Source organism: Achromobacter sp. DH1f, assembly GCF_000633435.1.
Taxonomy (GTDB): domain Bacteria; phylum Pseudomonadota; class Gammaproteobacteria; order Burkholderiales; family Burkholderiaceae_B; genus Achromobacter; species Achromobacter deleyi.
The window spans coordinates 217,807-244,454 of sequence record NZ_AYMF01000024.1 but is presented as its reverse complement, the minus strand read 5'-3'; the positions used below and the strand labels follow the sequence as shown (position 1 = coordinate 244,454).

At 65.3% G+C, this 26,648-nt stretch carries 22 protein-coding genes and 1 pseudogene; 16 read left to right on the top strand and 7 right to left on the bottom strand.

What is annotated here, in order from left to right:
* The first annotated feature begins 3 nt into the window (after positions 1 to 3).
* The 14 genes from U858_RS35955 to U858_RS0120300 all read left to right on the top strand — a co-directional run bounded on the left by U858_RS35955 (position 4) and on the right by U858_RS0120300 (position 20,070).
* Positions 4 to 1,368, top strand: coding sequence for a phage tail protein (locus tag U858_RS35955; protein WP_025139005.1), 1,365 nt, complete (start codon positions 4 to 6; stop codon positions 1,366 to 1,368).
* Positions 1,368 to 1,811 (top strand): hypothetical protein, encoded by a 444-nt coding sequence (locus U858_RS34325; RefSeq protein WP_025139004.1) that lies wholly within the window; start codon positions 1,368 to 1,370, stop codon positions 1,809 to 1,811. Before U858_RS35955 ends, U858_RS34325 begins: the two co-directional genes overlap by 1 nt.
* A 26-nt stretch (positions 1,812 to 1,837) precedes the next feature.
* The gene (locus tag U858_RS0120355; RefSeq protein WP_025139003.1) at positions 1,838 to 2,185 is read left to right on the top strand and encodes a putative holin; all 348 of its coding nucleotides are present in this window, start codon (positions 1,838 to 1,840) and stop codon (positions 2,183 to 2,185) included.
* Position 2,186: 1 nt separating this feature from the next.
* Positions 2,187 to 2,495 (top strand): phage holin family protein, encoded by a 309-nt coding sequence (locus U858_RS0120350; RefSeq protein ID WP_051593636.1) that lies wholly within the window; start codon positions 2,187 to 2,189, stop codon positions 2,493 to 2,495.
* Positions 2,496 to 2,497: 2 nt separating this feature from the next.
* Positions 2,498 to 4,153, top strand: coding sequence for a hypothetical protein (locus tag U858_RS0120345; RefSeq protein ID WP_025139001.1), 1,656 nt, complete (start codon positions 2,498 to 2,500; stop codon positions 4,151 to 4,153).
* 2 nt (positions 4,154 to 4,155) lie between these two features.
* On the top strand, positions 4,156 to 5,325 hold the full coding sequence (locus U858_RS0120340; protein WP_025139000.1) for a hypothetical protein: 1,170 nt from the start codon (positions 4,156 to 4,158) through the stop codon (positions 5,323 to 5,325).
* Entirely contained in the window at positions 5,325 to 5,615 is a 291-nt protein-coding gene (locus tag U858_RS0120335) for a hypothetical protein (RefSeq protein ID WP_025138999.1), read from the top strand. The genes U858_RS0120340 and U858_RS0120335 overlap by 1 nt, the downstream gene beginning before the upstream one ends.
* Positions 5,615 to 6,259, top strand: a complete 645-nt coding sequence (locus U858_RS0120330) for a hypothetical protein (RefSeq protein WP_025138998.1) — start codon at positions 5,615 to 5,617, stop codon at positions 6,257 to 6,259. The genes U858_RS0120335 and U858_RS0120330 overlap by 1 nt, the downstream gene beginning before the upstream one ends.
* Before the next feature lie 21 nt (positions 6,260 to 6,280).
* Positions 6,281 to 6,580, top strand: a complete 300-nt coding sequence (locus U858_RS0120325; RefSeq protein ID WP_025138997.1) for a hypothetical protein — start codon at positions 6,281 to 6,283, stop codon at positions 6,578 to 6,580.
* Entirely contained in the window at positions 6,577 to 7,050 is a 474-nt protein-coding gene (locus U858_RS0120320; RefSeq protein WP_025138996.1) for a hypothetical protein, read from the top strand. Before U858_RS0120325 ends, U858_RS0120320 begins: the two co-directional genes overlap by 4 nt.
* Positions 7,051 to 7,060: 10 nt before the next feature.
* Positions 7,061 to 8,257: a tail fiber domain-containing protein gene (locus U858_RS34320; RefSeq protein WP_025138995.1), complete on the top strand. Its 1,197-nt coding sequence runs from the start codon at positions 7,061 to 7,063 to the stop codon at positions 8,255 to 8,257.
* Positions 8,257 to 10,032 (top strand): hypothetical protein, encoded by a 1,776-nt coding sequence (locus tag U858_RS0120310; RefSeq protein ID WP_025138994.1) that lies wholly within the window; start codon positions 8,257 to 8,259, stop codon positions 10,030 to 10,032. The genes U858_RS34320 and U858_RS0120310 overlap by 1 nt, the downstream gene beginning before the upstream one ends.
* A 9-nt stretch (positions 10,033 to 10,041) precedes the next feature.
* Positions 10,042 to 19,560: an LPD5 domain-containing protein gene (locus tag U858_RS0120305; RefSeq protein WP_025138993.1), complete on the top strand. Its 9,519-nt coding sequence runs from the start codon at positions 10,042 to 10,044 to the stop codon at positions 19,558 to 19,560.
* A gap of 63 nt (positions 19,561 to 19,623) precedes the next feature.
* On the top strand, positions 19,624 to 20,070 hold the full coding sequence (locus tag U858_RS0120300; protein WP_025138992.1) for a M15 family metallopeptidase: 447 nt from the start codon (positions 19,624 to 19,626) through the stop codon (positions 20,068 to 20,070).
* On the opposite strand, the gene U858_RS35690 is transcribed toward U858_RS0120300, so the two are convergent.
* Positions 20,054 to 20,488, bottom strand: coding sequence for a hypothetical protein (locus tag U858_RS35690; protein ID WP_157838828.1), 435 nt, complete (start codon positions 20,486 to 20,488; stop codon positions 20,054 to 20,056). The genes U858_RS0120300 and U858_RS35690 overlap by 17 nt on opposite strands.
* Positions 20,489 to 20,802: 314 nt before the next feature.
* On the opposite strand from U858_RS35690, the gene U858_RS0120290 reads away from it, so the two are divergent.
* A complete protein-coding gene (locus U858_RS0120290; RefSeq protein ID WP_232786568.1) occupies positions 20,803 to 21,345 on the top strand; it encodes a DUF2514 family protein in 543 nt (180 codons plus the stop codon).
* A 112-nt stretch (positions 21,346 to 21,457) separates the two neighbouring features.
* Here U858_RS0120290 and U858_RS34940 read toward each other — a convergent pair whose 3' ends face one another.
* The 6 genes and pseudogenes from U858_RS34940 to U858_RS0120265 all read right to left on the bottom strand — a co-directional run bounded on the left by U858_RS34940 (position 21,458) and on the right by U858_RS0120265 (position 25,915).
* A complete protein-coding gene (locus U858_RS34940) occupies positions 21,458 to 22,411 on the bottom strand; it encodes an ImmA/IrrE family metallo-endopeptidase (RefSeq protein ID WP_232786571.1) in 954 nt (317 codons plus the stop codon).
* A gap of 87 nt (positions 22,412 to 22,498) precedes the next feature.
* A pseudogene (locus U858_RS36395) lies at positions 22,499 to 22,687 on the bottom strand (helix-turn-helix domain-containing protein); the annotation flags it as partial.
* Positions 22,684 to 23,334 carry a hypothetical protein gene (locus tag U858_RS0120280; RefSeq protein ID WP_042885270.1) on the bottom strand — a complete coding sequence of 217 codons (651 nt, stop codon included), beginning with the start codon at positions 23,332 to 23,334 and terminating at the stop codon, positions 22,684 to 22,686. The pseudogene U858_RS36395 and the gene U858_RS0120280, both read right to left, overlap by 4 nt.
* 331 nt (positions 23,335 to 23,665) lie before the next feature.
* A complete protein-coding gene (locus U858_RS36205) occupies positions 23,666 to 23,986 on the bottom strand; it encodes a hypothetical protein (protein ID WP_025138989.1) in 321 nt (106 codons plus the stop codon).
* 34 nt (positions 23,987 to 24,020) lie between these two features.
* Positions 24,021 to 24,536, bottom strand: a complete 516-nt coding sequence (locus tag U858_RS0120270; protein ID WP_025138988.1) for a hypothetical protein — start codon at positions 24,534 to 24,536, stop codon at positions 24,021 to 24,023.
* A gap of 122 nt (positions 24,537 to 24,658) precedes the next feature.
* On the bottom strand, positions 24,659 to 25,915 hold the full coding sequence (locus U858_RS0120265; RefSeq protein ID WP_025138987.1) for a site-specific integrase: 1,257 nt from the start codon (positions 25,913 to 25,915) through the stop codon (positions 24,659 to 24,661).
* 599 nt (positions 25,916 to 26,514) lie between these two features.
* Here U858_RS0120265 and U858_RS36390 point away from each other — a divergent pair.
* Complete coding sequence (locus U858_RS36390; protein ID WP_255358798.1) at positions 26,515 to 26,646, top strand: hypothetical protein; 132 nt, start codon at positions 26,515 to 26,517, stop codon at positions 26,644 to 26,646.
* The last annotated feature ends 2 nt before the right edge of the window (positions 26,647 to 26,648 follow it).

Genomic DNA, 26,648 nt, shown 5'->3' with positions numbered 1-26,648 from the left:
GCCATGGCACGACTGCTAACCCTCCGGCGCAACCTGGCGCGGCTCTTGCGCCGCGATGAAGTCGACGACAACTTCGTCAACGTCGCGTCCGACTTTGCGGGGGGGGTGGATCCCGCCACCCTTGCGGGCGCTTATGTCCTTCCTTACATGCGATGGGCAGACACAGGCACGGGCTGGTTAAAGCGGCGCAACGCCGCGAACGATGGGTGGACCCAGGAGCAACGCTTATTGCGCCGGACGGTTCAACCTTTCAACGCCGGTGAGTTGCCTACGTCCGACGGTGGCGCCGTATACGTCAATGGCCAGGGCATGGCTGAGTGGGACGCGGCGGCAGGCAAGTATCGCGTGAAGTCGGCGGTACCTCTGGGCGCGGTTGCTTTGTGGCCTCTTCGTTCGTCCATTCCTGCAGGACAGATTCCTGCCGATGGCCAGACGATCTCGCGGGCGACGTTCCCCGACCTTGCACAAATGGTGATCGACGGGAAGTTGCCTGTGGTGGCCGAGGCCGATTGGGTGGCCGACCCGCTCAAGCGCGGAAGTTATACGCTGGGGGATGGCTCGACGACCATCCGCTTGCCCGACTACAACGGGCAGGCGGCGGGATCTGTTGGCGCATTGTTCATGCGCGGAGACGGCGCGATGTCTTCTGGTGCGAATGGGGTGATTCAGCGCGACGCGATCCAGAACATCAATGGCACATTTGATATTGGTTGGGGTGCGCTTTTGGGTCGGCTTGCTATGGACCCCTCCCGGCAGGTGTCTGGCCCGCTACGCTACAACCTTGGCCCCGGTTCTGGTCGGGTGATTAATTCGGACCTGCGAAGCGGCTACAGCGATTACCTTGAAAGCTATACCTTCGATGCCTCGCTGGTGGCGCGGACGGCTACTGAAACCCGCCCGTCCAACGTATCTGGCGTCTGGACGATCCAGACGTTCGGCGTCGTGGTCAATCCGGGCAGCGCCGACGCGGCGCAACTGGCCAGCGACTACGCGGTGTTGAACGCTGCGGTTCAGACACAGGGCGGCAAATTGCAGGTGCTCGATGGCCAGTTCCAGACGCTTAAGTCCAAGGCCTTTGGCGTAGATCAGGCCTGGATAGGTTTTACCCCTGGAGCGGGGGCCGGCCAGCGTATGACGACGGTTACCTACACCAACTCGACGTCGCGGCCGATCATTGTTGCCATCCAGTTCAGCACTACTGGCAACAACGGATACCTCATCGGATTTGTAAATGGCAAGTCAGTTGCCTTTGGTTCATGGGGGCCGTCCGGCTCAGGGCTTGGGATTAACTTCATCGTCCCATCAGGCAGCACGTACCAAGTGGATGCCGCATTGGCCGCGAACATCGAATGGCGGGAGTACAGGTAATGCAGACCTTCAAGGACACTGAAACTGGCCGGCTCTGGCTGTTCGAAGATGACGTAATAGTGGACAGCACTATGGGACCTCTGGTGTTTCGTTCGCCCACTGGTGCCACGCTTCAGACGCCTTCAACCCTTATTCCTGCAGAGTTGCCCGCAATGGGCACGCACGTCGAAGCGGTGCCTAGTTCTGTGTCGCGCTATCAAGGGCGCGAGGCCATGCGGATGATGCGCTTTCCGAAAGCTGACGTTCCGAATTGGACGCTCTTTGACGCGTTCGAAGCGCTGTTGGCGGATTCGACCACGCCGGCCTATTACCGCCGCGCCTGGGACGAGCTGCAGGTGTTTGAGCGGAGCAGCGCGATGCTGAACGCGGCGGCTGACGTGCTGGGCCTGAGCCCGTCCCGCCGCGACGATTTGTTCCGCCTGGCTGCCTCTATCAAAGCCTAGGCGGCAGCCTTCACTCTGGAGACATAATGGCTGAACCTACCAGCGCGATCAGCGCGGCCTTGCCTACGGCGTCTGCGCTGCTTTTCGGTGCCATGCTCCCTGGCGTCGATGGTGGCGCTCTCATAGGCGCATTCGCCGGCGCCGCCCTGTTCATCGTGCACAACAACGAGCTGGGTGTGTCCAAGCGCCTGGTCTACGGCCTGGTGTCTTGGCTCATCGGCTACTTTGCAGCGCCCGAGCTGGGCCGCCTGGTCGGTGTACAGGAAACTGTGGTCACGGGCTTCGGAGCGGCCGCGGTGGCCGTGACCGTCGCAATCACCGCGATCAAGAAGATCGAGGCCGCGGATTTCACATTCTGGAAGCGGGGAGGCTGATATGCACCCTTGGGACATCGGCAGTAATGTCACGGGCCACCATCTGGTGGCCTTTCTTTTTGTGCTCGCCAATTTCGCCACCGCGCTGCGCCTGGCGTGCTACCAGCGCCGCGGCGCCCGGTACCGCCTGGGCATGTCCGTGGTGGCCTATCTGATGGTGGTGCTGACCGGCGGCCAGGCGCTCGACGTGCTGGCGCGGCAGGGCAGCGTCACCCCTTGGCAGTTGGGCCTGACGCTGCTGCTGGCCTTCCTGGTGTTTCGGGCCCGGGGCAACGTCGCCAACATCGCCAAGCCGGCGCGCGCGAGGTAGGCATGCGGGAAGCGGAAAAGGCGTTCACGGGCATGCTGCCTCGGATCGAACCGCATCTGCTGCCTGCTGGCGCCAGCCAGGACGTACTGAATGCGACCCTGCAGCGTGGCTCGCTGGTGCCCTACAAGGCGCCGGCCAAGGTGGCCGACCTGGCCAAGGTGGGCACCAAGCTGGCAATCTACCGCTTCGGCCGCTCGATCGACGACGATGCCCGCTACTGGTTCCACTGGCTGAACGACACCGACGTGGCGCGCGGCGCCATCCCCGACGATGCCCAGGAGCGCACGTACTTCACGGAGGCCGGACAGCCGCCGCGGGTGACGGACTCGACGATGGCCACGGCAAACCAGGATATGCCGTCCGCCTGGTACAGGCTGGGAATCCCCGCGCCGACTTCGCGGGCCACGGTGACGGTCGCCCTGCAGCCCAATCCGCCCTCGGGCCTGGAACGGAAGTCGTGCCTGCTGGCCTACACCTTTGTCTCTGCCTGTGGCGAGGAAGGGCCGCCCAACCAGGTGAGCGATCCGTTCAACGCGGCTACCGACGACACGCTGAACGTCATCAACATGGAGGGGCCGCCGGCCGGCGAGTACAACATCACGCTCAAGCGGCTGTACCTTTCGACCACGGATGCCACCGGCACGGCCGTCCTGCGCTTCTGGAAAGAGGTCCCCGCCGGCGCAGTCACGTTCTCCGACAAGGTGGACTTCACACTGCTGGGAGAGGCCTTGCCCGAGCGGGCGCTGGTGCCGCCGCCGGCAGACCTGTTCGGCCTGATGGCGCACCCGGGGGGATTCATGATCGGGTTTTCTGGCAAGCGCGTGTATCGGTCTGAAGTGTTCAAGCCGTTCGGCTGGCCTTACTTCTCGCCGGTCGCCGATGAAATCGTGGGCGGCGCCATCATGGGCCAGGCCACCGTTGTCTGCACCAAGGGCGATACCTACCTGGCAACCCAGGCTGACCCAGTCACGCTGACGCCATTGCGGCTGGAGGGCAACCAGCCCTGCGTCGCAAAGCGCACCATCCGGGCGTTCAAGGGCGGGGTTGTCTACGCGTCGCCGGACGGCCTGGTGATGGTCGATCAGGCCGGAGGGGTCGGCGTGGTCACCGAGGAGCTGCTGACTCGTGAGCAGTGGCAGGCCTACCGGCCGGCGTCGATGCACGGCGCCGTGCACGACAACCGGTACTTCTGCTGGTTCGACACGGGCGCCGCGCGTGGCGGGCTGATCTTGGATCTGACCCGCGGCGCCATGTCTCTGACCCGGACTGACGTGTATGCGACGGCCTCCTATTCGGACGGCCGCCGCGACGAGCTTTTCCTGGCGCTGCCCGATGGCAACGTGCACAAATGGGACGGTGGCGCCGTGCCGCTGGCAATGCGCCGGGTGAGCAAGAGGTTCATCCTCGAGCGCGCGCAGAACATCGGCGCCGCCCAGGTCGTGGCCGCGGCCTACCCGGTTACGTTCCGGCTTCGGGCCACGATCGAGGCGGCTGGCGGACCGCTCGACGTGGAGCTGCAGCACCAGGTGGCAAACGGCCGGCCGTTCCGGCTGCGCGGCAACTATCGCGCCCGCAGCTACGAGTTCACGGTGGAGGGGAGCGCCGCCATCTCCGAGGTGACTGTCGCTTCCACCTTGGGCAACGTTACGGCGGTCTGACGATGGCGACTTCAGCACGTTCCGGCCTGCGCTACGCGGACCTGCCGGTGATCGAACCCGCCCGGCTGCCGGATAACCCCGCCGCAACGCGGGCGCTCGAGCAGATGCGGCTGACCCTGGCGACTCGCTTCGGGCAGGGCGGGCAGACGGTCGACCGCGCCGTGACCTGGGGCGACCTGGTCGAAAGCGGCATCGTCACGATGCGCGGCGCCGACGGCAAGCCGATCTTGATTAAAAACCCCGGAGGCACCTTCCAACCCAGCACGCCGCCCGTCATCGACGGCATCCCGCCCGCGCCTACCGGCTTCAACGCGACGCCGGGCCTGGGCACGGTGGTGCTGGAGTGGGACAAACCCAACTTCGCGTACTTCGGCTACGCGGAAATCTTCCGTGGTACGACCGACAACCAGGCGCAGGCGCTGAGCGTCGGCCAAACCACGGGTTGGGTCTATGCTGATCCCGTGGGCGGCGCCACCGCCACGACCTATTTCTACTGGGTGCGCTTCGTCTCTGTGGGCGGGAAGGTCGGGCCGTTCAATGGCATCGGCGGCACGACCGGCGCTGTCTCCCTGGATCCGGCCTACCTGATCGACGTGTTGTCCGCCGCCGGCGACCCCAAGGCGCTGCTGTACGAGATCCCTGAGCCGACGGAGATCAACGGCGTGCCGGTGCCGGCCGGCATCTACATGCGTGACTTGTACGTCGCCAACGGCTCGATCTCCAATGCGAAGCTGGGCAACGCTTCGATCACGGACGCCAAGATCGCCAACCTGTCGGCGGCGAAGGTCACGTTCGGGGAGATGAGCGGCGATCGCATTGCGGTGAACAGTCTGAACGCGGACCGGCTGACGGTCGCGTCGCTGTCCGCGCGCCTGGCCGTCATCACGACCGCCTACGTCAAGACGGCGAACATTGAGGACGCGGCGATCACCAACGCGAAGATCGCCAACCTGAGCGCCGACAAGATCACGGCCGGCGTGCTGAACGCTGCCCGGATCGCCGGCGGCTCGATCACGGCCGACAAGCTCAGCGTCGGGTCGCTGTCGGCCATCACCGCCACCATTGGCCTGCTGCGCACCGCAGTGAGCGGGGCGCGGTTGGAGATCCGCGACAACCTGCTGCTGGTGTTCGACGCCGCCAACGTGCTGCGCGTGCGCCTGGGGATCTGGTAATGCCGGCCGGCATCGAGACCTACGGGCCGAATGGAGCGGTGCTGACTTCCTACCTGAGTAAGATCGCACGCCAGTTCGGGCAAGTGGGCACCGGCACGTCGAACGGTTCGCATACCGATGGACGGCTTGGGGAGGGGGGTATGCCTTGGCTTGCGACGCTGCCGCAGGGGAACCCCGCCAGCTTGAATGCGCCGTTCGTGTGGCTCGATGGCATCACCATCAGGTGGCAATTCTTGGATGGCATGCCGGGCGATCGAGCCACAGCCACCATCATCTACGGGACGCGGTAATGCCCTCTGGCTTCCAGTTGCTGTCTGGCGCCAGCGAGGTGATCGTCGACAGCTCATCCATCAACATGTTCCTGCGCCACGCGGGCGTAGCGAGCAATTCGGCTGCAGTGGCGGCTATCAACCCGGTGCTGTACTTCCGGCCTGTCGGTGAGCCGTGCTACTTGGCGTGGGCGAACTTCTCGGGCGGGGTGTTGGAGTTCGCGTTCAATCGGCCCGCCGAGTATTACGTGTTCGACCGGCCAGTGGAGGGAAGCTACCTGGATGCTTTCAGCGAGACGGGCGTGCAGATTTTCACCGCCGCACAGCGCCCGCTGAACGTCATCGGCAGCGTGAACATCCCGGACTACTACACGGCTTACCGCACGGCGTTTCAGGACGGCTGGAACTTCAATGGCCTGGTATCGGGTAAGTATGCCTACAACCAGGCATTTGTTCGGCAGGGATACAACTCGCTGACAGGCATAGGTGGCTGGGAGACCTATCTCATGGCCGAAGCCCTGCAGGCCACACCGAACGGTTTCTGGGCCGGCTTTCCGCAATACGGCACTCGCTTCATCGGCTGGAGCCCAACCCGCACCAACACCTTCATTTCATACGCACCCAATGTGCCGGTTTCGATCATCGACGTGGCAGGGATTCTCTAACTAAAAGCTGGCAAGGACGACATGCAAAAGGAAATCGAAAACGCGATCTTCTCCAATGTGGGAAACCGCCTCACCGCGGAGCTGGCCATGGGCCTGGTCATGACCGTGCTGCAGGTGGCGCAGCGCTCGGTGGAGGAGGCGCGCGCGGCCGGCCTGTCGGCAGCGGCTGCCATGGTGCCGCCGGCCGCCGCCGCGGCCGGGCCCGCCAGCGCCGGCGACATCGACCCGCGTTATGCCCGTGACGCCGCGCCCGCCAGGCCGCCGGCGGCGCGACCGCGGCGGACTGCCGCGGCTCCCCGGACTTCGAAGGCGCGCCGATGAGCGCGCCTTTTTTTGACCAAGCCACGGCCATGCGCTGGATGCGGAACAACGCCAGCGCCGTCGACTTCCTGCGCACTGCCTTCGACGTGGCGCATTTCTGGGACGACCTGATCGACCGGGACAAGGTCATCGGCGACGCCGAGATCCACCGCGCCATGTTCCAGGCGCTGGTGCTGCTGCCGCGCAATGCGTTTTACCAGGCGAATTTCGCCAGCCTGAACGCAGTGCTGGCGAACGCCGCGACCAACTGGAACATCGCCACCGACCTGGAGCGCGCCGGCGGCGTGGCGGAGAAGCGCACCGCCTACGTCCTGCGCGCTTCCTATGTCGACCTGGTAACCCACAGCGCGCTGCTGGTGGGCGGCATGGACTGGGCGCGGACGGTGGGGGTGGAGCTGCGCCAGCTGGCTGAACCCTACGGCGAGTACTTGACCAACCTGGAGGCCGAGAAGGCCGCACGAGGTGACTGAAATGGGCTGCATGTCCACGGAAGTGAAGCAGGATCCGGCAGTCGGCCGGGCCCAGGAAGCCAATGCCCAGATCGGCATGCGCGCCCAGGATCTCGCCGAGCGAAATTTCGAGTGGAACCGCCAGCTGACCGAGCAGTTCGCACCGATCTACCAGGGGCTGATGAACAACGCCCTGGGCGAGGCGACGAAGAACGCGCAGCGCGGTGACGATCAATGGGAACAGTACAAGAGCGTGTTCCAGCCGATCGAGAACAAGATGGCCGAGGAGGCCATGAACTACGACAGCCCGGAGGAGGTCGCGCGGCGCGAAGGCCTGGCCGCGGCAACGGTCGGCCGGCAGTTCGACAACACGCAGGCGCAGACCTCGCGCGAGATGGCGCGGATGGGGGTGTCGCCCACCAGCAGTCTGGGCGGCGACGCGATGACCGACCAGGCCAACACCCGGGCCCTGGCGACGGCGGGCGCCATCAACAAGGAGCGCAACGACACCAAGCTGCTGGGCATGAGCCTGCGCGAGAACGCGGCGAAGTTCGGCCGGAACCAGACCGGCACTGGTATTGCGGCGTCGCAGGCGGCGCTGCAGGCGGGGAACTCGGCTACCGGCGTCATGGGGGCGCAGTCGGCCCAAGGCAACGCCGCAGGTACGGGTCAAGGCCTGCTGGGCATGGCGAGCGGTGCACACAACTCGATGGGGCAGTTGGGCCTCAACCAGATGCAGATGCAGCAAAACGCAAACTCGGCCGGCCAAGCCGGCCTCGGATCGCTCCTCGGGACTGGGCTTATGGCCGGCGCCATGGCCTTCTCGTCGAAAGAACTCAAGGAGGACGGTCGGCCGCTGGACGACGACGAGGCGCTGGCGGGCATGTCGAATGTGCCGGTGGAGAGCTGGAAGTACCGAGACGGCGTGGCGGACGGCGGCGAGCATGCCGGTCCCTACGCCGAGGACATGCAGGCGCAATTCGGGGACAAGGTCGCTCCTGGTGGGATAGGTCTCGACATGATTAGCGTCAGCGGCCTGCACCATGCGGCGATTCGAGCCTTGGCGAAGAAGGTCAAGCGGTTGGAGCGGGCGCGGCCTTCCGCGGGTTTGGCAGACGCCGTGGATAGGGCCGGGGGGCAAGGGAAAGACGATGATGCGGCCGGCGAATTGCCGCCGGTGTTGGCCGGCGACCTGTCGGCAGGGCTGGTTGGACTGGAGAGGATCTGATGGCAATGAACGGAAGCTTTGCGGGCGGCCTGGCCGACGGGCTGCGTAACGGGATGGCGATCGCCCAAGCCTATGACGTTTCGAAGGACCGCGAACGTGCTCGAGATGAGGTGGACCGTCGTAAGAAGGCCGATCGGGAGATCGCGGCAGCGATGGCGGGTACTACTGATGTACCGTCGCCTGCGTCTGGCCTAGATGCGGCACGGGCTACTCAAGCGGTGGACGGCAGCATGCCGACTGGTGAAGGCATCGGCCTGCAGTCAGCGGCGACGGGGGCGACTCCGATGCCTATCGCGATGCCCTCCCAGTCTCTCGGGTTGTCCGATGTTTCGGCCCCGGGGCAGACGCCGCCGTCAGCGCCGGCCTTCGCCGGGCTGGGTACGTCGATTCGGGCTGGAGGGGAAAAAAAAAGCCCGCCTTCCGTTGATTATCTCGGCGCCGGCGATTTCGGGCAGGTAGCCGATGGACTGACGCGCGCATATCGAAAAGCGCTGGAGCTGGGAGAACCGGGCCGAGCGATGGAGCTGCTGGCGGACAGGGAGAAGTATGTTGGCCAGCATCGCGAGCAGGCCTTCGCCGCGGCGCAGGGCCGGTACCAGCTAACGGGAGATGCCAATTCGTTTGTGCCCTTCGTGAACCGTTTCATGCCTGGTGGCATCGAGGTGAAGGCGATCAACCGACGTGCGGAGCAGGGCGGCGGCGCGCCGTTGTATGACTTCGTGGGGGTGGATACGGCGACGGGCAAGCCGGTGCAGCAGCCCATCAGCGAAAGCATGCTGCAGACGTTCGTGCGCAGCATCAGCGATCCGAAGGCGCAGCAGGCTATGGTGGCCCAGCAGGCCAAGCTGCTTTTCGAAGCTGAGCAGAAGCGTCGCGAGCAGGTCCTGGCCAGTGACCTGCGCAGGAATGAGGAGGCGAGCAGGCCGCGTATCCTGGGCAAGGACCAGACCCTGTATACCCCCGATGGTCAGGGCGGGTTGCGCGTCAGCGCCCAGGGCACTGAGGCTGGCAAACCCAAGATGACCACGTCCGACAAAGATTTCGCCAACCACGTTATGCGCCTGTTCAAGGTCGACAGCATGGAGGGGCTGGGCGATGACGAGCGAAAACGCGTTGGCGGAATCATCGCCACCGGCGAGAACATCAACCGGTTGAACGCTGGCACACCCGCCGGCGAGGTTCTGACCGCGGGGAACCTGGCTGCCCTGGCCCAGCAGGTGCAGGCCGGCACCGCCGAGATCATGCCCATTCAGCTGGGCGATCGCCAGTTCGGCTTTGGTGTTGAACACGAGGGGCGACTGGTTCGCCTGCCCGTGTCGGTCGTGCCCAAGGACGTGCAGGACAAGATCCGCGCGCGGCTGCAAGAGAGCCCCGCGCCCGGCGGCGGCCAAGCTGCGCCATCAGCACCCGCGACCCCGACCCGGCCTGTGCAGGGACCGGATGGCAGCCCGACGCCGGCGACGCCTGCGCGCGCGTCGGCCGCGCCGTCCACTGCCGCGACGGCGCCGCCCGATAGCGCCGAGGGCGCTCAACTCGATGCGGCCCGCGCCGACCTGCGCCAGGCCGAGGCGCTTGTCCGTCAGCTGCGCACGAAGCCTCCCGGCTTGAAGGCTGGCCAGGATGCGCGCGCCAAGCATGCCGCCCAGTTGCAGCAGGCGGAGCGCGATGTCGAGCTGGCCCGCGTGGCCGAGCGCGCAGCTGCCGAGCGCTGGGCCCGGGCTACCGAAGGATCCGAAATTACGCGCGCCGCAATGGGCCGCACCACCGCTGAATAAAGGGAACAGATGGAAAACTTTGAAAATCCCGCTGACGGGATCGAGTTCAAAGACAACGTGGCGGCGCGCCGCGATCAGGTCCGCGCCGACCTGGATGTCCAGTTTTCGGACGCTGGTGCGCCGGCGGGTGCTGCCAGCAAGCCCTTGCCGTTCACTTTCCGCGTCGCCGACTACACGCGGCCGCAGCAGGAGGGCGGCGGCATCGAGTTCGTCGACTTCCCCAAGACGCTCGCGGGCGGTGCGATCAAGGGCGCCGGCAGCGCCGTGCGCGGAGTAGGGAAAATCGCCGAAGGCCTGGGCCGTGTCGGCGTGACGGCGGTGAATCAGGCCTTCGATGCCGGCCTGGAAGGCCCCACGAACCCCCTCGAGGGCGCAGCCGATGCTACCCACCGGCTGGGTGAGCGCGTGCTGGATTCTCGGACGGCCGAGGCGAAGCGGCGTGAGGCGGATTCGCAGCCGGCTGGCGATCTGGACAAGCCGGACACCTGGACGCTGGGGCGCGACCCGTCGGCGTCGGGACTGGCGCTGCAGGCGCTGAACGCCGGCGGCTCGAGTGTGCTGCCGGTGCTCGCGTCGATGGCCGCCGGCCCTGCTGGGATCGGTGCGCGCATGGCCGCGGGCGCTGCTGCCGGCGGGGCCATGGGCGGCGGCAACGCGATCGAGCAGGCGCGCGAAACCATCGACGGGCTGGACGATCAGCAACTGGCCGCGGCGTCGTCCGCGTATCGGGATCTCATTGCGCAGGGTGTCGCGCCGCAGGAGGCACGGGCGCGGGTGCGCGCCGACGCAGAAAATGCCGCCTTCGTGCGCACGCTGCCTGTGTCCGCTGTTGGCGGCGCGGCTACCGGCCGGATCCTGTCGCCGGCCGGCCGCGTGCTGGGGGACCGGGGCGTTGTGGCGCAGACGTTGGGCAAGGCGGCCTTAGCGGGCACCGAGGAGGCCATCCAGGAAGTGGGTGAGGGGTATGCCACCCAGAAGGGGATCAACGCCGGCGCGGGTATGCAGCTCGATCCGCTCGCGGGGTCGTTCGGCAACGCGGCATTGGGCTTCGTTGCCGGCATGGGGCCGGGCGCGGTGCACGGCGCGACCGAAGGCGTGCGTCATCGCAGCATGGCGACGGCGCCGAGTCTTGAGGCGGGCGACGTGATGCACGCCAGCGGCAAACCCTTCGTGACGGCCAGCGCCGCGCGCCAGCGTGCCGAGGAACTGGGGACCGGCGCGCAGGTGCTGCGCTACGAAAACGGGTTCATCGTGCGGCCTGGGGCAGCGGTCGACCAGCAGGCCGCTGGCGCCGCGCCGGCGGCAGCAGAGGGCACCGGCGGCACTGAGGGCGCGCCGGCCGCCGTGGACACGGTGAATGCAGACGGCCAGGCCGCAAGCTTTGCACCGCGCCAGCAGGTCTACCTGCGGCAGAATGGCCGCGAGCTGCCCGTCGAGTTCCTGGGCGTGGAGAGCAACGCCGCGACCGCGCGCCCCGGTGGCGAGCAACTGGCACGGATCCGAACGGCCGACGGCCGCGGGCGTTTCGTGCGGCTGGGCGAACTGTACGCGGAGCCCATGGCGGGCAACTCGCTGCGGCAGACGATGGGCGGGCCGGCGGTGCTCGAGGGGCCGGAAGCCTTGCCCGTCTTGGACGGCCCCAGCCAACGCGAGGCATTGCCGGCGCCGGATGGGTACGCGGCTGGCGAGGGCTTCGTCGCCCGTCAGTCGTGGCGCATGCCGGCCAATGCGCCGCGCGGTATCCGCAACAACAACCCGGGCAACATCCAGAAGGGCGTCGGGTTCGCCGGCGAAATCGAGGGGAATGATCCCCGCTTTGCCACCTTCGCCACGCCCGAGGATGGCATCCGGGCAATCGGGATGAACTTGCTGACCTACCAGCGCCAGCATGGGCTGGACACCGTGCAGGGCATCCTGCATCGGTGGGCGCCGCCTTCTGAGAACGACACCGGTGCCTATGTACGCCAGGTGGCGCGGTCGCTGGGTGTGGAACCCAACCAGCAACTGGATCTGAGCGATCCGAAGACGCTGGTCGGGCTGACCGAGGCGATCATCCGCCACGAGAACGCCATGCAGCCCTACAACGAGGCGCAGCTCGAGGACGCCGTGGGCGCCGCGCTTTCTGGCGCGCCGGTGCGACGGTCGCTGCCGGCGCCGGTGTACCAGGTCGATGGCGAGGGCGTGGCGGCCACCGCCGGCCAGCGTGACGCCGAGCTGGCGCGCCAGGCCGCTATGGGCATGACGCCGGACGTGGTCGCCGCCGGCGAGCGGCATCCTGGTGCCGCAACCGATGCCGCCGCTCACGAGGCCGCCACGTCCCCCGCGAACGACAGGCCGGAGCCGACCGACGCCCAGAAAGAGGCCGGCAATTACAAGGTCGGGCACACGCGCATCGCAGGGCTCGATATCTCGATCGAGAACCCCGAGGGATCGGAGCGCCGCGGCACGTCCCCCGACGGTAGCGCCTGGGCCAACAAGATGGCCGGACACTACGGATACATCCGCCGCACGAAAGGCGCTGATGGGGACCAGGTCGATGTGTTCGTCCGGCCCGGCACCACGCCCGATTTCTCGGGGCCTGTGTTCGTCATCGACCAGGTTGATCCTGCTGGTGGTCGGTTCGACGAGTCCAAGGTGATGCTGGGCTACGACACCCGCGAGGACGCCGAGCGCGCCTACCGCGACAGCTACACGCCGGACTGGCGTGGCATGGGCAAGGTCACCCAGATGGACGTGCCCACCTTCAAGCGCTGGATCGACGAAGGCGATACGACGCGGCCGGCCGCCGATTCCGGTCTGGGTACGCTGGTGGCCGAGCCCGACATTACCGCCAAGGGTGGCCGGCCCTTCCTGACCCGTGGCGCGGCCCAGCGCGCCGCCACGCTGCACGGAAATGCTGACGTCGAACCGGCGGAGGGTGGCTTTGTGGCACGCCCGCGCACCGGCGAGCCCCTGCGCGAGGCGCCGGCGCCGTCTGCGGCCGACTTCGCCCGTGGCGCGCGGCGCGATTTCCTGCAGATGGTGCGCCAGGCCGGTGGTATCCGTCCCGAGTTGGCCGCCGATATCTACGGCGATCGGGCGCACTTGGCGAATCGCCGGGTGCCGGGCCTGTTCCGGCAGGGTGGAATGGACGCCGATCGCCTGGTCGAGGCGATGCAGCAATCGGGCTACCTGCCGATGGATGGCGATACCGTCGACTTGGCGGGCACCGCGATGGATCGCGTGCGCGAGGCGATGGAAGGTGAGGCCGTCTATTCGCTCGAGCAGATGGACGAGGCCGCCCGCCGCGCGTATGCTGAACAGCAGGCCGAGCGGTTCAGCGATGCCAAGGATAAAAACAAGCTGGCCGAGGATCTTTTTGGCGTGATCGACGCCATGCCGGCCGACACGACCATGCAGGAACTGGCGGCGCAATTCGATGCCGCGGTCTTCCTAAGCGAGCAAGGAATTACCGATGTCCCTACCCAAGAAGCCATCATCGAGCGAGCCTCAATCCAAGCCGACGGAGACCCCGGCGTCTTCGAAGCCGCGGTTAAGTCCCAAGCAGCAGCGCTTGGTCGACGGGACGATGGCAGTCCTCAACGCCCTGCGCAACAGCCAGGAGCGGGAGGCGATGGAGCAGGCGCAGGAGGTGATCGCCAAGGCGGCCCGCAAGGACTGACCCTCGAAAGCCCAACGCCTGACGGGCTGCGGGCGGCGGCCAACGAGCAGGCCGCCCATCAGCAACAAACCGCTATCGAGGCCCGCGAGGCCGACCGGCGCGCCGCGGCCGATGCCGCGCGCGACGAATTCGCCCTGACCGGCAGCGACCGGGCCGCCGACCAGGCCGCAGCGCGGGGCCAGCAGGAACTGGCACCGGCGGCCGAGGGGCCCGCCATTGCTGCGCAGGACCAGGGCGCGCCCGCCGCGGGTGATGTGCCGACCTCCCGTCCCGGTGGCCGCATCGAAGATTTCGGCGAGACGTTGCAGGGCGCCCGCAAGCACTACGCCGAGCAGTACGCCGAGCGCATGCGCCAGGCCGAGGCGCTGCCGATCCGCGATCATGCACTGGCCGAGACCTGGCCGGAGCCGAATTACGCCAAGCTCCTGGAGGACGGCGCCGAGCCGATCCTGGTGGCGCTGGTGCACGCCAGCCGCGACGAAGTGCCCAGCAAGCCGCGCAAGGGGTGGAAGCTCAAGGGCTGGGCCGACCAGGTGCAACGGCTGCGAGAATTCTCCGGCGAGCTGCTGGGGGGCGGGATCAAAGGCGCCGACGTGCGCGCCATCCTGGACAAGTCACAGGATCTGCGCGACGTCTACGGGCGGGCCCAGCTGTACGAAGCCGTGGGCCATGACCGCTCCCTGCGCGGGGTTTCCCTGCGGTCGGCCGACTATGGCGTTTTCGCCGGCGAGAGGTTCGACTCGCCGCGCCGGATCTGGACGGTCGAGCGCAAGGCGTCCACCGGCATGGGCAACTGGCCGGAGATCATTGCCAAGGGCGACAGCGCCGCGGCGGCGATCGCCGATTTCAAGCGCGCGACGGATGAGCTGGCCGGTGAGCCCGCGCCGGCGCGCGAGGTGCGCTTCGATATCTACTCGCGTCCGCGCATGCCCGGCTTCTATATCGGCAAGAAGGTGGGCCGGACCTACATCGACTTGCAGCATTTCGACGACGCCAAGGCCGCTCGCGCCTATCTGGCCGACAACAAGGAGCGGCTGACCCAGCGGCTGGACGAGCTGAAAGACGTTCCGGCGCATCGGCGCGAGACGAACGCGCCCCGGGTTGGTGTGGATCACCGTGATGGTGGTGACGTGACGCCGACGCAGTTCAGCGATGCCTTCGGCTTTCGAGGGGTGCAGTTCGGCAACTATGTCGAGGGCGGTCGCCGCCAGGCGGATCTGAACGAAGCCTACGACGCCCTGATGGATCTGGCTGGCGTCATCGGCGTGCCGGCGCGGGCGCTGTCGCTGAACGGCGAGCTGGGTCTGGCTTTCGGCGCGCGCGGCGCCGGCGGTAAGGATGCACCCATGGCCCACTACGAGCCAGGCCAGGTGGTCATCAACCTGACGAAGAAGCGCGGCGCCGGTTCGCTGGCGCATGAATGGTGGCACGGCCTGGACAATTATTTCTCCCGCCGCGGCGGCACGTCGGCCGGCTACGCCTCGGAGTCTGGGAACGCAACTTCCGGGATCCGACCGGCGATGGCCGAGGCATTCGGCGCGCTCAAGCAGACGATCGGCCTGATCGGCATGCGGGAGCGATCGCGCAAGCTGGACGAGCGCAAGGCGAAAGACTACTGGTCCACCGGCCGGGAACTGTCCGCGCGGGCATTCGAGAGCTACGTCATTGCCAAGCTGGCCGACCAGGGCGCCGCCAACGACTACCTGGCCAACGTGGTGCCGGAAAAGGCATTCGGCGACGAGCTGGCCTACCCGTACCCGACCGCAGGCGAGATCCCGCAGATTCGGGCAGCGTTCGATCGCTTTTTCCAGACGGTGGAGCAGGTGCCCGGTGACGGCGGGCGGATTGGCCTCGAGAGTCGGGGCGACGGCGGGCAGGGTGTCGACCCTGTCGAGGCGCGGCGCCAGGCCGCCGAGTTCATGGGCAAGCTGCCGGGCGCAGCCGCGCTGCGCGTGTCGGTGGTGGAGCGCGTCGATCAGATCCCCGAGGGGGCGAAGCCGTCGGCGCTGGCGGAGGGCGCGTACTATCCGGCTGGTGACGGCGGCCGAATCTACCTGGTCGCGGAAAACCTGCCCACGGCGGAACGCCTGCAGCAGGTGCTGGCGCATGAGGTGGTCGGCCACTCCGGGGTCGAGGCGCTGCTAGGCGACCGCTTCCGTGATGTGCTGGCCGACGTGCGCCGCCTGGCTCGCGCGCCGGATGGTGCACACATCCCGCGCGATGCGGGCCCGGACCATGCGCACTACGCCACCTTCGAGGCTGTGACGGCACGCTATCCGGACTACTCTGCCGCCAATCGCGCGCGGGAAGTCCTGGCGCGCATGGCGGAGCAGGGCAAGCGCCGGGTGTTCCTGGAACGTCTCTACGGCATGATCCGCGCCGCGCTGCGGCGGCTGGGCCTGAATCTGCAGCTGAACAACGCCGACATCCGCAAGATGGTCGTCGACGCCGGCCGGTTCCTGCAGCGTGCGCCGGCGGCGCGCGTGAGCGCCGGCATGCAGGAGGCGGCGGCTTCGATGGCGGCAAGCCGTGGGAGCAACGCCGGCGGGGCCGGCGTGACCGTGCTGACAGGGCAGGAGCTGGGCCCGACCAATCAGGACGCCAAGGAGCTGCGCGACGCGGCGCGGGTCTGGGCGGCGGACAATTTGAAGGGGAAGGATTTTGTGAACCGGGCGACCGGTTGGAAGGTGCAGGTCAGCCAGCGCGGCATCAAGGAGTCACTGTCGCGCAGCGCCCGCATCAGCAAGATCCAGTCCATGGCGGCGCTTCCTAGCCTGATCGAGCAGGGCATCCTGGGCCACTCCGAGGTCAACCGCAATAAGCAGCGCGACCCGTTCACCAGCCAGGTGCATACGCTCTATGCGCCGGTCGAAATCGCAGGCCAGGACTACCTGGCGCGCCTGGTCGTGAAAGAAAGCGCCAACGGCCATCTGTTCTACGACCACGACCTGTCCGACGTGGTGGAAGCAAAGCGCCCCGACAACACGTCCGCCGTAAGCATTCCCGCTTCCAAAGCGGGCGCAGACCGGACGCCGTCAGGGCGAGCCTTTACGGTAGAAGATATCGCGGCGATCGTCAACAGCGAGGGGCGTGCCGGCTGGGTGTTCGACCCCGGGGCCATGGAGTCCCGCCGTCGCCAGGAAGAAGCCCCGCCCGCCGCGGGGCTTCGTTCTTCTGGCCCTGTGGAATCCCGCGCAGCTGCGGCGACCGCCGGCGCGCCGCCGGCGCAGCCGAGCGCGGCCCGCGAGCCCAAGCGCGGCGCCAAGGTCGAACGACCGGGCGAGACGCTGTCGGACATCGAGCGGGGTCAGCGCAACAAGTTCCTGGGGAAAATCGGTGCCTGGGCGGAACAGGAACCCATCAAGGCGCGCCTGGCCAAGGCATCCGATCGTTGGCAGGCAAAGCTGGTGCAGGGGGTTTTCGATCAGTTCGCGCCGCTCAAAGGGATCAGCGCCACTGCCTACATGCAGGCGCGGCTGTCCAAGGGCGCCGACGGTGCCGCCGAGTATCTGGTGCGCCATGGCGCGGTCAAGCTGCAGGATGGCGCGCTGGACACCGCCGGCGGCAAGGGGCTGGCCGAGATCCTGGCCGACCTGAATGGCGAGCACGACCATTTCATGGCCTGGATCGCCGCCAACCGGGCCGAGCGCCTGGCCGCCGAATGGCAGGTGCGGTTCGACAATGGCGTGACCGAGCGCTTCTCCAGCGAGGCCGCGGCGCGCGCCGAGGCGGGGAAGTGGCCCGGCGCCAAGGCCGAGCCCGCGTCGCGCGAACGGCTTTTCACGCCCGACGATATCGAGGCCGGCAAGCGCCTGGCTCAGGGCAAGATGGCCGACGGCCGCGACCGAGCCTCCGTCTACCGCGAAGCCCTGGCCCAGTTCAACGAGCTGCAGCGCTCCGTCCTGGACGTGGCGCAGGAGGCCGGCCTGGTAGACCCCAGCTCGCGCAAGCTGTGGGAGAGCGAGTTCTATGTGCCGTTCTACCGGGTGATGGAGGATGACGCCACCGGCACCATGGGGCCCGGCCAGATCGGCGGCCTGGTGGGCCAGCACGCATACAAGCGCCTCAAGGGCGGCACGGACAAGCTGGGCGACCTGGTCGCCAACACGGTGTCGAACTGGTCGCATCTGCTGTCCGCCAGCATGAAGAATCTGGCCGCGCAGGGCGCGCTGCAGGCGGCGGAAAAGCTGGGTGTCGCCACGCGCGTGCGCCAGGCCGAGCGCGGCAGCGTGCGCGCGATGTTCGCTGGCCAGGAGCGGAACTACCAGGTATCCGATCCCCTGGTGCTGAACGCTCTGACGGCCCTGCACTATGTCGGCTCCAATGACCCGTTCACCAAGGCGGCGCGCAAGTTCAAGCACGCGCTGACCGTGGGGGTGACCATCAGCCCGACCTTCCGCGTCCGCAACCTGCTGCGCGACACGATCCAGGCGATGGCGATCGACAGCAACCTGTCCACCAACCCGCTGCGCAACCTGGTGGAAGGGTGGAAGGCGACGGGTGCCGAGAGCGACACTTGGCGCCGGCTCATGGCTGGGGGCGGGGCGGTGCGCTTCGGATCCTTCAACGACGGCAACGCCCGCAACGTGAAACGCCTGGTCGACGAGCTGGGCGCCCATCCCGATGACGTCATCACGTCGCCGGCTGGCATGGGCCGGGCACTGCGCAAGGCCTTCGACTGGTACCAGGAAACCGGCGATCGGTCCGAGACGATCAACCGCGCGGCGATCTACCAGCAGGCACGCAAGGCCGGCCGCAGCCACCTGGAGGCCAGCTACGCCGCCCGCGACCTGATGGACTTCACCGGCGGCGGCACGTTCTCCGCAGTGCGGATGCTGTCGCAGGTGGTGCCGTTCTTCAACGCCCGCCTGCAGGGCATGTACAAGCTGGGCCGCGGCGCGGCCGCGGATCCTGCCCGGTTCGCCGCGGTAACGGGCGCCGTGGCGATGGCGTCGGCGCTGCTGTACCTGGGCATGAAGGACGACGACGACTACAAGCAGCTGCCCGACTGGGCGCGCAATTCGTTCTGGATCACGAAACTGCCGGGTACCGATCATTTCGTCTACATCCCCAAGCCGTTCGAAATCGGCGCCCTGGGCAGTGTCGTCGAGCGCGGTACCGAGCTGGCTTTCGGCGGCGAGGATTTCCGCCTGCGCGACTTCGGCCGGACGGTGGGCGCCATTCTGAGCGAGCAGCTGTCGATGAATCCGGTTCCGCAGCTGGTCAAGCCGGCCATGGAAGCCGCGTTCAACTACGACTCTTTCCGCGAACGCGACATCTACAGCGTCGGTCAGCAGCGCCTGCCGGCCGGCGATCGCTTTACTGCGTCGACGTCGGCCGGGGCGGTGGCGGTAGGCAAGGCCTTGGGCCTGTCACCGCAGCGTTTGGAGCACTTGGTGCGCGGCTACTTCGGCTGGCTGGGCACGCAGGCGCTGAACGTGTCCGACCACCTGGCGCGGCCGCTGTCCGGCCTACCGGAAAACCCGCGCCGCGACCTGAACCGCTTGGATAACTGGTTCGTCGTGGGCGACTTCGTCAAGGAGTCCGACCCGCGCTCGAGCAAGTACATCCAGCGGTTCTACGACGAGCAGCGCGAAATCAATCAGGTCTACGCGGCGTTCTCCCAGGCCCGCGAGCTGGGCGATTTGGAGCGCGCACGCGAGCTGGCCGGCGACGACCACATGCGCGTGCGCGCTTTGTTCAAGGCCGCCGACACTCAGTTGCGTGACGTCAACCAGAAGATCAAGGCGCTCGAACGGGCCAGCATCCCGGCCGACGAGAAGCGCACGCAGCTGGACCTGCTGTACCGCGCCCGCAACCGCCTGGCCGCGCTGGCCGACCTGCACGCCCGCAGCGCACGCCCCTGACACCTACCTTTCCGATTCACCCGCCGCGCGCCCTCGGGCGCGCTTTTTCATTGAGGAGCAACCATGCCCGGATTCAACCTATCGGCGCGCAGTCTGCAGCGCCTGGACGGGGTGCACCCCCGACTTGTCGAAATCGTCAAACTGGCGATTCAGCGAACGGCGGTGGATTTCACTGTCGTGGAAGGGGTGCGCACGGCGGAGCGCCAGCGCGAGCTGGTCGCCCAAGGCGCCAGCCAGACGCAGAACAGCCTGCATCTCAAGCAGCAGGATGGCTTTGGTCACGCCGTCGACCTGGCGCCGTTGGTGGGCGGCACGATACCCTGGGCCAATTGGGAGGCGTTCATTGCTGTGGCAGATGCCATGAGATCGGCGTCGCTCCAAGTCGGTGTCTCTATCCGTTGGGGCGGTTCATGGACGCTCTTGTCAGAGCTTCCGAAAACGATCACTCGCTCCATTCTTCACAAGACATTTCCGGATGGCCCGCACTACGAGATCAAAGGGCTTCGTTGATCCGCTCAATTGTGTGCCCCATACATTTCCAGCCATATTTCAATGCCTTGTAGATGCGGTCCTGACTTGTTCCCAGCATGTCAGCAGCTTCGGCCAATGACTCTAGGCGGAAGTGGCCGTCAACTAGGACGGCCACGTTTGCGCGCGTATTTCGGGCTTGGCCTGTCCTCGTTATCCATCGGCAGTTTTCGGGGCTGTATCCCAGATCGTTGTCGATACGGTCGAGCGTAAGTATCGGCGAAAAGCCACTGGATTCCGCCCACGCAATGAACGCGCGGGGGGTGTGCCATTCCTCGCAAACCGTGATGCCTCGTTCCTTGTAGTACGGCTTTTTTTGTTCATCGTCGCTTTGACAGCGAGACATCATCGTCTTCCAGCGCGTGTAGGCGGGGTGAGCAGAAAGAGCGGAATTGAGCAATGTCCGGGTTTGCGCCGCACAAGATTGGCATCGTCCTTGTGTTCTCTTGGCCGTGTCGGCTCGCACCAATCGCAGCGTCCCGCAGGACGGGCACGTTTGCATGACTTGCGTACGTACTCGATTTTTCGCTAGGCAAGCGCGGCAGGTTCTTCTGCGCCCAACAGTCACCGTTCCGCTTGGTAGCTTATTGCGGAATTCCTCAAACGATTCAGGAGATTTGGTCTCATGACACGCTTTGCACTTGATCATCGGTTCAGTATAGCAACGGGGTTTGGTTCCCTCTTTCAGTTGCCGCGCGGTTGGACGGCGGCAGCATGATGACCGCCGGCGAAAAGGTGGCCGGCCTGTTGTTGGGGTGGCGGGGTTACGCCGCAGCGGCGTTGGTCGGGGCGCTTGCCGCGGGCAGTGGCGCCTGGACGGCGCAGGCCTGGCGCTACACGGCGCAGGTGGCGGAGGTGCGCGCCGCCCACGCGCAGGAACGAGATGCCCAGGCCCAGGCCACTGTTGCCGCCGTCGAGGCGGTCAGAAATGAAGAATGGCGGCGTATGGCCGCCGTGGAGAAAGCCCGTGATGATGCCCAGAAACAAGCCTCTGCTGCGGCTGCTGACGCTGCTGGCGCTCGCGATGAGCGCGACCGGCTGCGCACCCGCACAAACGCGTTGGCTCGCGCCGCAGCTGCCGAACACCCCCGCCTTGCCGACGGAAGCCCGTCAGGAACAACTGCCGTCGATCTGCTCGCCTACATGCTCGGCCGCGCTGTCGATCGAGCTGAGGCGCTTGCGGGCGTTGCAGACCGTGCCCGCCTCGCGGGACTGACGTGCGAACGCTCATATGACGTGCTGACTACGGTGAAGTGATGGCGCGGGGTGGTGGCGGCGGAGTAGCCAAGACGGAAAATGGCTACCCAAGAGGGAAGCCATTTTGATGTGAGCACTAAGAAACAGAGAACCCCGAAGGGAGAGCAATAGGCTACGCCGATCTTAGCGGGCGCCGCACAGGTGAAAAGGGAAGTATCTGGCCCCTTCCTTCGATACTACTGTCAAGGGGGGAGGGCACCCGATTAGAAATGTCTTTGAGCTTTGGTAGTTCAACAACGTCCCCTTTCCCGTCAAGAAACAGTGCTGGCAAGCCAGTCAACGATTCTATATCTCGCTCGGAAAGCCCAAAGTGGCGTGCTACGCCATCGATTGCCATAATTCCGGCATCAAGCACTAACTCCACCGCCCGACGAAGCATCCGGGGCGTCTCCGGCTGCCTAGACGGATCACCAGGCTCAGATTTGGCACCCCAGCGGGCGGATCGTTGCTTAAAAAGCGCGGTCTTGCCGAAATCATTGATGATGTCGAGCGCTCGCAGGCGCATGATCATAGCCCCGACGGATGCTCCCCACCGTTGCTTCAATAGCAATAGACTGTCTAGCGTCACAGGAAGTCTAACTTCGCCAGCAAAGGTCTCAGCAGGAAGCAAAAATGCGCCAGCAAAAGCATGGGCTTGTTGTTCCATCTCGGCGTGCCCAGCAGCTGCCCTCGTCGCTGGAATCGATTTATGGAGCATGAGGTGCCCGAGTTCGTGCGCAGCGTCGAATCGGCCACGGAAAGCATTCCCCTTGTCTGCGACGAGAAGGATGATAGGGCGATTTAGAGGATGAGCCCAAGTCGAGAGCCCTTCTATTTTTACCGTACCGGTTTCTTCCCTCACCAGTATCACACCTGCGTTTTCAAGAGCTAGTGAAACGTCGGGAATCGGCCCAGAGCCGAGACCCCAAGCGTCTCGGCATTCTTGCGCTGCAGCTTCAATATCTTGCTGTGAAATATCGTCGCTCGACAAAAAAGCTCGTGCAGGAATGTTCACCGCGGGGAAATCCATGAATTCCTCGAGCGCCAACGCGATGTCCTGCGCCCATTCAGTGCGCGCGGCCAGCATGGCTCGAGCCGCAGCATGGGCAGACGCGTTGCTTCTGTAGAGGGGAGCGGTAATTTCAGCCGAAATCGGCCGAGTAAACCATTCCGGCGCCACATTCACGACAGACGCGAGCCGGTCTAAGGCTGTGGCATCTGGTGCTTGAGTACCTGCTTTCCACTTGCTGACCGTAGACGGTGCCATTCCAACCATAGTGGCAAGCTGAGTTTGGGATAGCCGTCGAGCCGACAGGACCTGCTGGAGACGTTCTGGCTGAAAGCCATTTATGCCTCGTTTCATGATGATGTACCACCTTCGTTGCTTTGCTTGCGCGTCCGATTTGCTTTGAGCGCTGGCTGAGCCTTGTCGACTTGTTCGACGGGTTTGCTATAGCACTGGAGAAACTCCGCCACAGACTTTGTGTATAGCCAGGTGCGCATCTCTGGATCTGGGACCGCAATTTGAATATCTACTGGACGCTCGGGTGACTCCGCCAAGCTTTTCGCAAAAATCGCTACGAAGAAAACCGTAGCCTTTGTGGGTGCTTCTTGGTGTTCCCCGAACAAATCTGGTTGCACTAGGTGTGAGATCGTCCGATTTACCTCAGCTAGAGCTCTCCGCTGCACGCTGCGCCGCGCGTTGTACCATGGGCCATCCTTTATGCTCATGCGCGCGACGCTGAACATTCCCGCCTTTCCCACCACGAGGGCGTTGCCCCGTAAGGGGGTCGGCTGGCCGCCGGTCGCCTCCAGCGCATCATAGAACGCTTCGCCGATTTGAAAGTGCCGCATCATTCCCACAACGTGAGCCTTGTGGCCATTTCTGGCGTTCTTGGAAACGTCGTGCGCCAGTTGAGCTCCGGCATCGAAAGATGCCTGTACGGCGAGAACTAGTTCCCGCGGCAGATCTCTAGTTAACAGGGACTCAATGGATTCGGGAGCGGACATCGGCATAAATCACATCTCTGTACGGGTTGCGTGAAACCGGATTTTACATCAAAAAAATTTCCAATGTGAGATGTGTTGTTTTTTTTGTCAGTCCCCAGGCTCTCGACATCCGTCCGATTGTGGGTGCCGTTTTTACGGTCCATCGTCGCAGACGGCGGCAACCCGCGCAGCATAGTGGTGGGCTGTTTTTTTGTACAGTAAAAATCGTCTAGGGGCGACCCAAGCTCAGCTTGGGTACGCCTGCAAATGCGCCCACGGCTCGAGGTCGGCGCCATAGCAGGGGTAACCCGGCCACACCAGATCTATCGCTTCTGGTTGTGCTTACGTCGAGTCAGAAACGAACCCCCCCCCCAACCCGTGAGGGGGCTTGGGGGCGTAGTGTCCAGATGCTGCCCGCGAAGGGCGCAAATGGGCGGCAGGAGTCTATCAGGTAGACCATCTTTCGGATTTGGCTGATCAGGCCCCAGCGGCCCACGACGGCCTCGCGCTCGGGAACTGCCTCGTCGCCGGCATCGTGCTCGACCGGTCGGCGGATGAAAACGCCCGGGTAGCGCGGCCACATGTCGTACTTGCCACCGGCCGGCTTGTTGGGCGCGCCGAACTTCTTCAGCAGCAGCTCGGCGTCCTTCAGGGTCTGGTAGTGGCTGCACATCAACGTTCTCCCACGACGCGCGTTCACGTGGCCGCTATTCCGTCAAGCCAAGTTCCTTAAGCGCGCGCTTGACGGTGTTGACATCGAACCGCTCGATCAACGCCATGATGACGGCCTTAGGCACAGTATCGTGTGGCGATTCCTCAAGATACTCCAGGTCGCCGAGAGCTGCGAGGGCCTGGGGCGTCAACTCGCGGACGCGCTGTTTCAGTCGGCGATCACTATGGACTTCTTCGATCGACAAACGCAAGTCGGCCAAAGGCGTCTGCATCTCGACGGGCCCGTCCGGACCTTTGAGAAAGACGTGATCGGTGACTTCAATGTGGCCTTTCGCCACCAGCTTTCGGGCCAGATGTGCCAGGTCCAGAACCGTAGCGTCATCCGGTAGCCGCTCGATGCTTCCATCGAACCGGATGCCGCGGCGTTGGATGAACCGATCCTTCCGCTTTTGGCGCCCGTCTTCGTTGGCAGTAACGAGATGGTATCCGGGGATCAGGCGCTGATAACGCAAGAGGCGATCCGAAAAATCTTCCCAAGTGCTTATGGCCATGCCAATTCCTTTATGGGTGTTAAGGATGGCAGGCAGTATATCTTTCTTGCCAGCAGAAAACAATATCGATGCTATAGATAAATAATTTCACGTGGGGTTTAAATTTTGTGGTAAGCACTGCATCATCCGGCTTGGCGCAACGGTGTCACGTTCCATTCTGCGCCCGAGGCGCAACTGCCCAGGAAAGCCGCCCACAGTTCCAGCGCCACGCGCCGCTCGGGGATGTCCTCCCGAACATCGTAGATCCCCTCCATCCCCTTGAGCTTGTGGTTCAGCGCCAGTTCTGACACCTCATTGCTGACGCCGAGGTTTCGCATGTGGCCTTTGGCCGTGCTGCGGGTGTCGTGCGGGGTAAACCGCCGGATGTCAATGTCGCCGCGCGCGAACGCGCGCTGGATGGCTGCCCACAGGGTGGTCTTGCCCACGTGGGTGTCGCCGCCCTGGTTGCGTCGGCGCCGTTCCTGGCGTGCGGGCAGCACCCATTCGGAAGTCCCGGCCAATTCCTGCAACTGACGGAACCAGCCGACCACGGTAGGGGTGAGCGGCACCATGAAGGCGCGCCGGACCTTGACGTTTTCCTCTGGCACGATCCAGCGGCCAGCCTCGAGGTCGACATACTCCCACCGCGCCGTGGCCAGTTCGGTCGATCGCACGCACGTGGCCAGGAGAATCCGCAGGGCCAGCGCGTTCTCGGTGCCGATATCCTCGAGGCCGGCCAGCAGCGTGCGCAGTTCCGGCTCGGTGAGCATGACGCGCCGACGGACCGGCGGCCGGGGGCCGCGCAGCGCAACCAGGTCAATGCCGACCACTGGGTTGACGTTGATCAGCCGTAGGCCGCAGGCGTGGGCGAACAGCATCTTGGCGCTGGTGAGGATGCGCTTGGAGATCGTCCAGGTGCGGTTTGCCGTCTCGAGCATATGCACGACGTCGGCAGGCTGCACCTGGTCGACGGGCAACGATCCCAGCTTGGGCAGGATGATCTTGTCCAGATCCCAGATGCGGTAGCGCACCGTGTCGACCGCCAAGCCGCCCAGCTTCTTGCCTTTGAAGTCCTCGACCAGTTGCCGCACCGTGGCGATCTTGGTGACGCGGGCCTTTTCCTGGCGCTTCTCCACCGCTGGATCATCGCCGCGGTCGATCGCGGCGCGCAGCTTCCGGGCGGTCTTCCTGGCCTCGGCCAGGGTGACGTCTGGATAGTTCCCGATCGTCACTTCTTTCTGGGGGCCGCCAAGGCGATAGCGCAGCACCCAGGTGGCCGTACCGGCCGCTGACAGGGTGAAGGTCAGGCCGTCGCCGTCGCTGCGCGCGATGCGCTCGCCGGCGGCGATCCACCGCCGCAATTGGATATCGTCCAGCAGGTTCGATCCACGCTTTGCCACACAGGTCTCCCACTCATTTTGAGTAGCTGGGGCCCTGGCTACTCATCTGGCTACTCATTGAATTGTCGCCAGCAAAGTACTACATGGCACGCCCAGAAACAAAACAGCCCGCGTTTATGCGGGCTGGCGGGGAGGCGGGTGTTCGCTGGGAAACGGTCTGACACCTGCATGCAGCTTGCAGGTGGCGAGTTTCATGTTTCTTGTGGATCGCTTCGGTGTTGCGGGAGGGCGGGCTGCGGGGACCGCGTCAGGAAAGCCTGGCCACGTGCGCGCTGCGCGCCAGGCGATGCGCCGGGACAGGCCAGATGATACCGCGCGTGGGCGGCAGGGCTGCCTTGCGCGGCTTGCGCTTACGCCGTTCTCGGCAGGCGGTCTTCAGACGTGGGCGGGTGGCCATGACACAACGCCTGCGCGACGCTGACCCAGTCAACTAGATCGAAAAATGGAAAAGTGTGTTCGGATAAATGGAACTTTGGCAGAATATGGGGGCCGGCCCCAATTTTTTTCCGATGAATCCCATGAGTCCTGGTCGTGTTGATTTTCGAGGCGCATGCCGCGCCGCACGCTCGCAATGGCGCCCCTTTCTACTGGGGGTGCTGATGGTCTTTCTGGTTGCGTTGACCTGTTATCTGTATCTGCACGGTTCTGAACGCGCTGAACGCGCCGCGCTGGCCATGGGCGGCACGTTCATCGGCATGCTGGGCGTGGCGTGGTGGGTCTGCCGGCGGTAAGA

Bases quoted from the DNA above. Each gene is read 5' to 3' on its own strand.
- U858_RS35955 (WP_025139005.1), top strand. From the start codon at position 4: ATGGCACGACTGCTAACCCTCCGGCGCAACCTGGCGCGGCTCTTGCGC.
- U858_RS34325 (WP_025139004.1), top strand. From the start codon at position 1,368: ATGCAGACCTTCAAGGACACTGAAACTGGCCGGCTCTGGCTGTTCGAA.
- U858_RS0120355 (WP_025139003.1), top strand. From the start codon at position 1,838: ATGGCTGAACCTACCAGCGCGATCAGCGCGGCCTTGCCTACGGCGTCT.
- U858_RS0120350 (WP_051593636.1), top strand. From the start codon at position 2,187: ATGCACCCTTGGGACATCGGCAGTAATGTCACGGGCCACCATCTGGTG.
- U858_RS0120345 (WP_025139001.1), top strand. From the start codon at position 2,498: ATGCGGGAAGCGGAAAAGGCGTTCACGGGCATGCTGCCTCGGATCGAA.
- U858_RS0120340 (WP_025139000.1), top strand. From the start codon at position 4,156: ATGGCGACTTCAGCACGTTCCGGCCTGCGCTACGCGGACCTGCCGGTG.
- U858_RS0120335 (WP_025138999.1), top strand. From the start codon at position 5,325: ATGCCGGCCGGCATCGAGACCTACGGGCCGAATGGAGCGGTGCTGACT.
- U858_RS0120330 (WP_025138998.1), top strand. From the start codon at position 5,615: ATGCCCTCTGGCTTCCAGTTGCTGTCTGGCGCCAGCGAGGTGATCGTC.
- U858_RS0120325 (WP_025138997.1), top strand. From the start codon at position 6,281: ATGCAAAAGGAAATCGAAAACGCGATCTTCTCCAATGTGGGAAACCGC.
- U858_RS0120320 (WP_025138996.1), top strand. From the start codon at position 6,577: ATGAGCGCGCCTTTTTTTGACCAAGCCACGGCCATGCGCTGGATGCGG.
- U858_RS34320 (WP_025138995.1), top strand. From the start codon at position 7,061: ATGTCCACGGAAGTGAAGCAGGATCCGGCAGTCGGCCGGGCCCAGGAA.
- U858_RS0120310 (WP_025138994.1), top strand. From the start codon at position 8,257: ATGGCAATGAACGGAAGCTTTGCGGGCGGCCTGGCCGACGGGCTGCGT.
- U858_RS0120305 (WP_025138993.1), top strand. From the start codon at position 10,042: ATGGAAAACTTTGAAAATCCCGCTGACGGGATCGAGTTCAAAGACAAC.
- U858_RS0120300 (WP_025138992.1), top strand. From the start codon at position 19,624: ATGCCCGGATTCAACCTATCGGCGCGCAGTCTGCAGCGCCTGGACGGG.
- U858_RS0120290 (WP_232786568.1), top strand. From the start codon at position 20,803: ATGATGACCGCCGGCGAAAAGGTGGCCGGCCTGTTGTTGGGGTGGCGG.
- U858_RS34940 (WP_232786571.1), bottom strand. From the start codon at position 22,411: ATGCTGGCCGCGCGCACTGAATGGGCGCAGGACATCGCGTTGGCGCTC.
- U858_RS0120280 (WP_042885270.1), bottom strand. From the start codon at position 23,334: ATGTCCGCTCCCGAATCCATTGAGTCCCTGTTAACTAGAGATCTGCCG.
- U858_RS36205 (WP_025138989.1), bottom strand. From the start codon at position 23,986: ATGTGCAGCCACTACCAGACCCTGAAGGACGCCGAGCTGCTGCTGAAG.
- U858_RS0120270 (WP_025138988.1), bottom strand. From the start codon at position 24,536: ATGGCCATAAGCACTTGGGAAGATTTTTCGGATCGCCTCTTGCGTTAT.
- U858_RS36390 (WP_255358798.1), top strand. From the start codon at position 26,515: ATGGTCTTTCTGGTTGCGTTGACCTGTTATCTGTATCTGCACGGTTCT.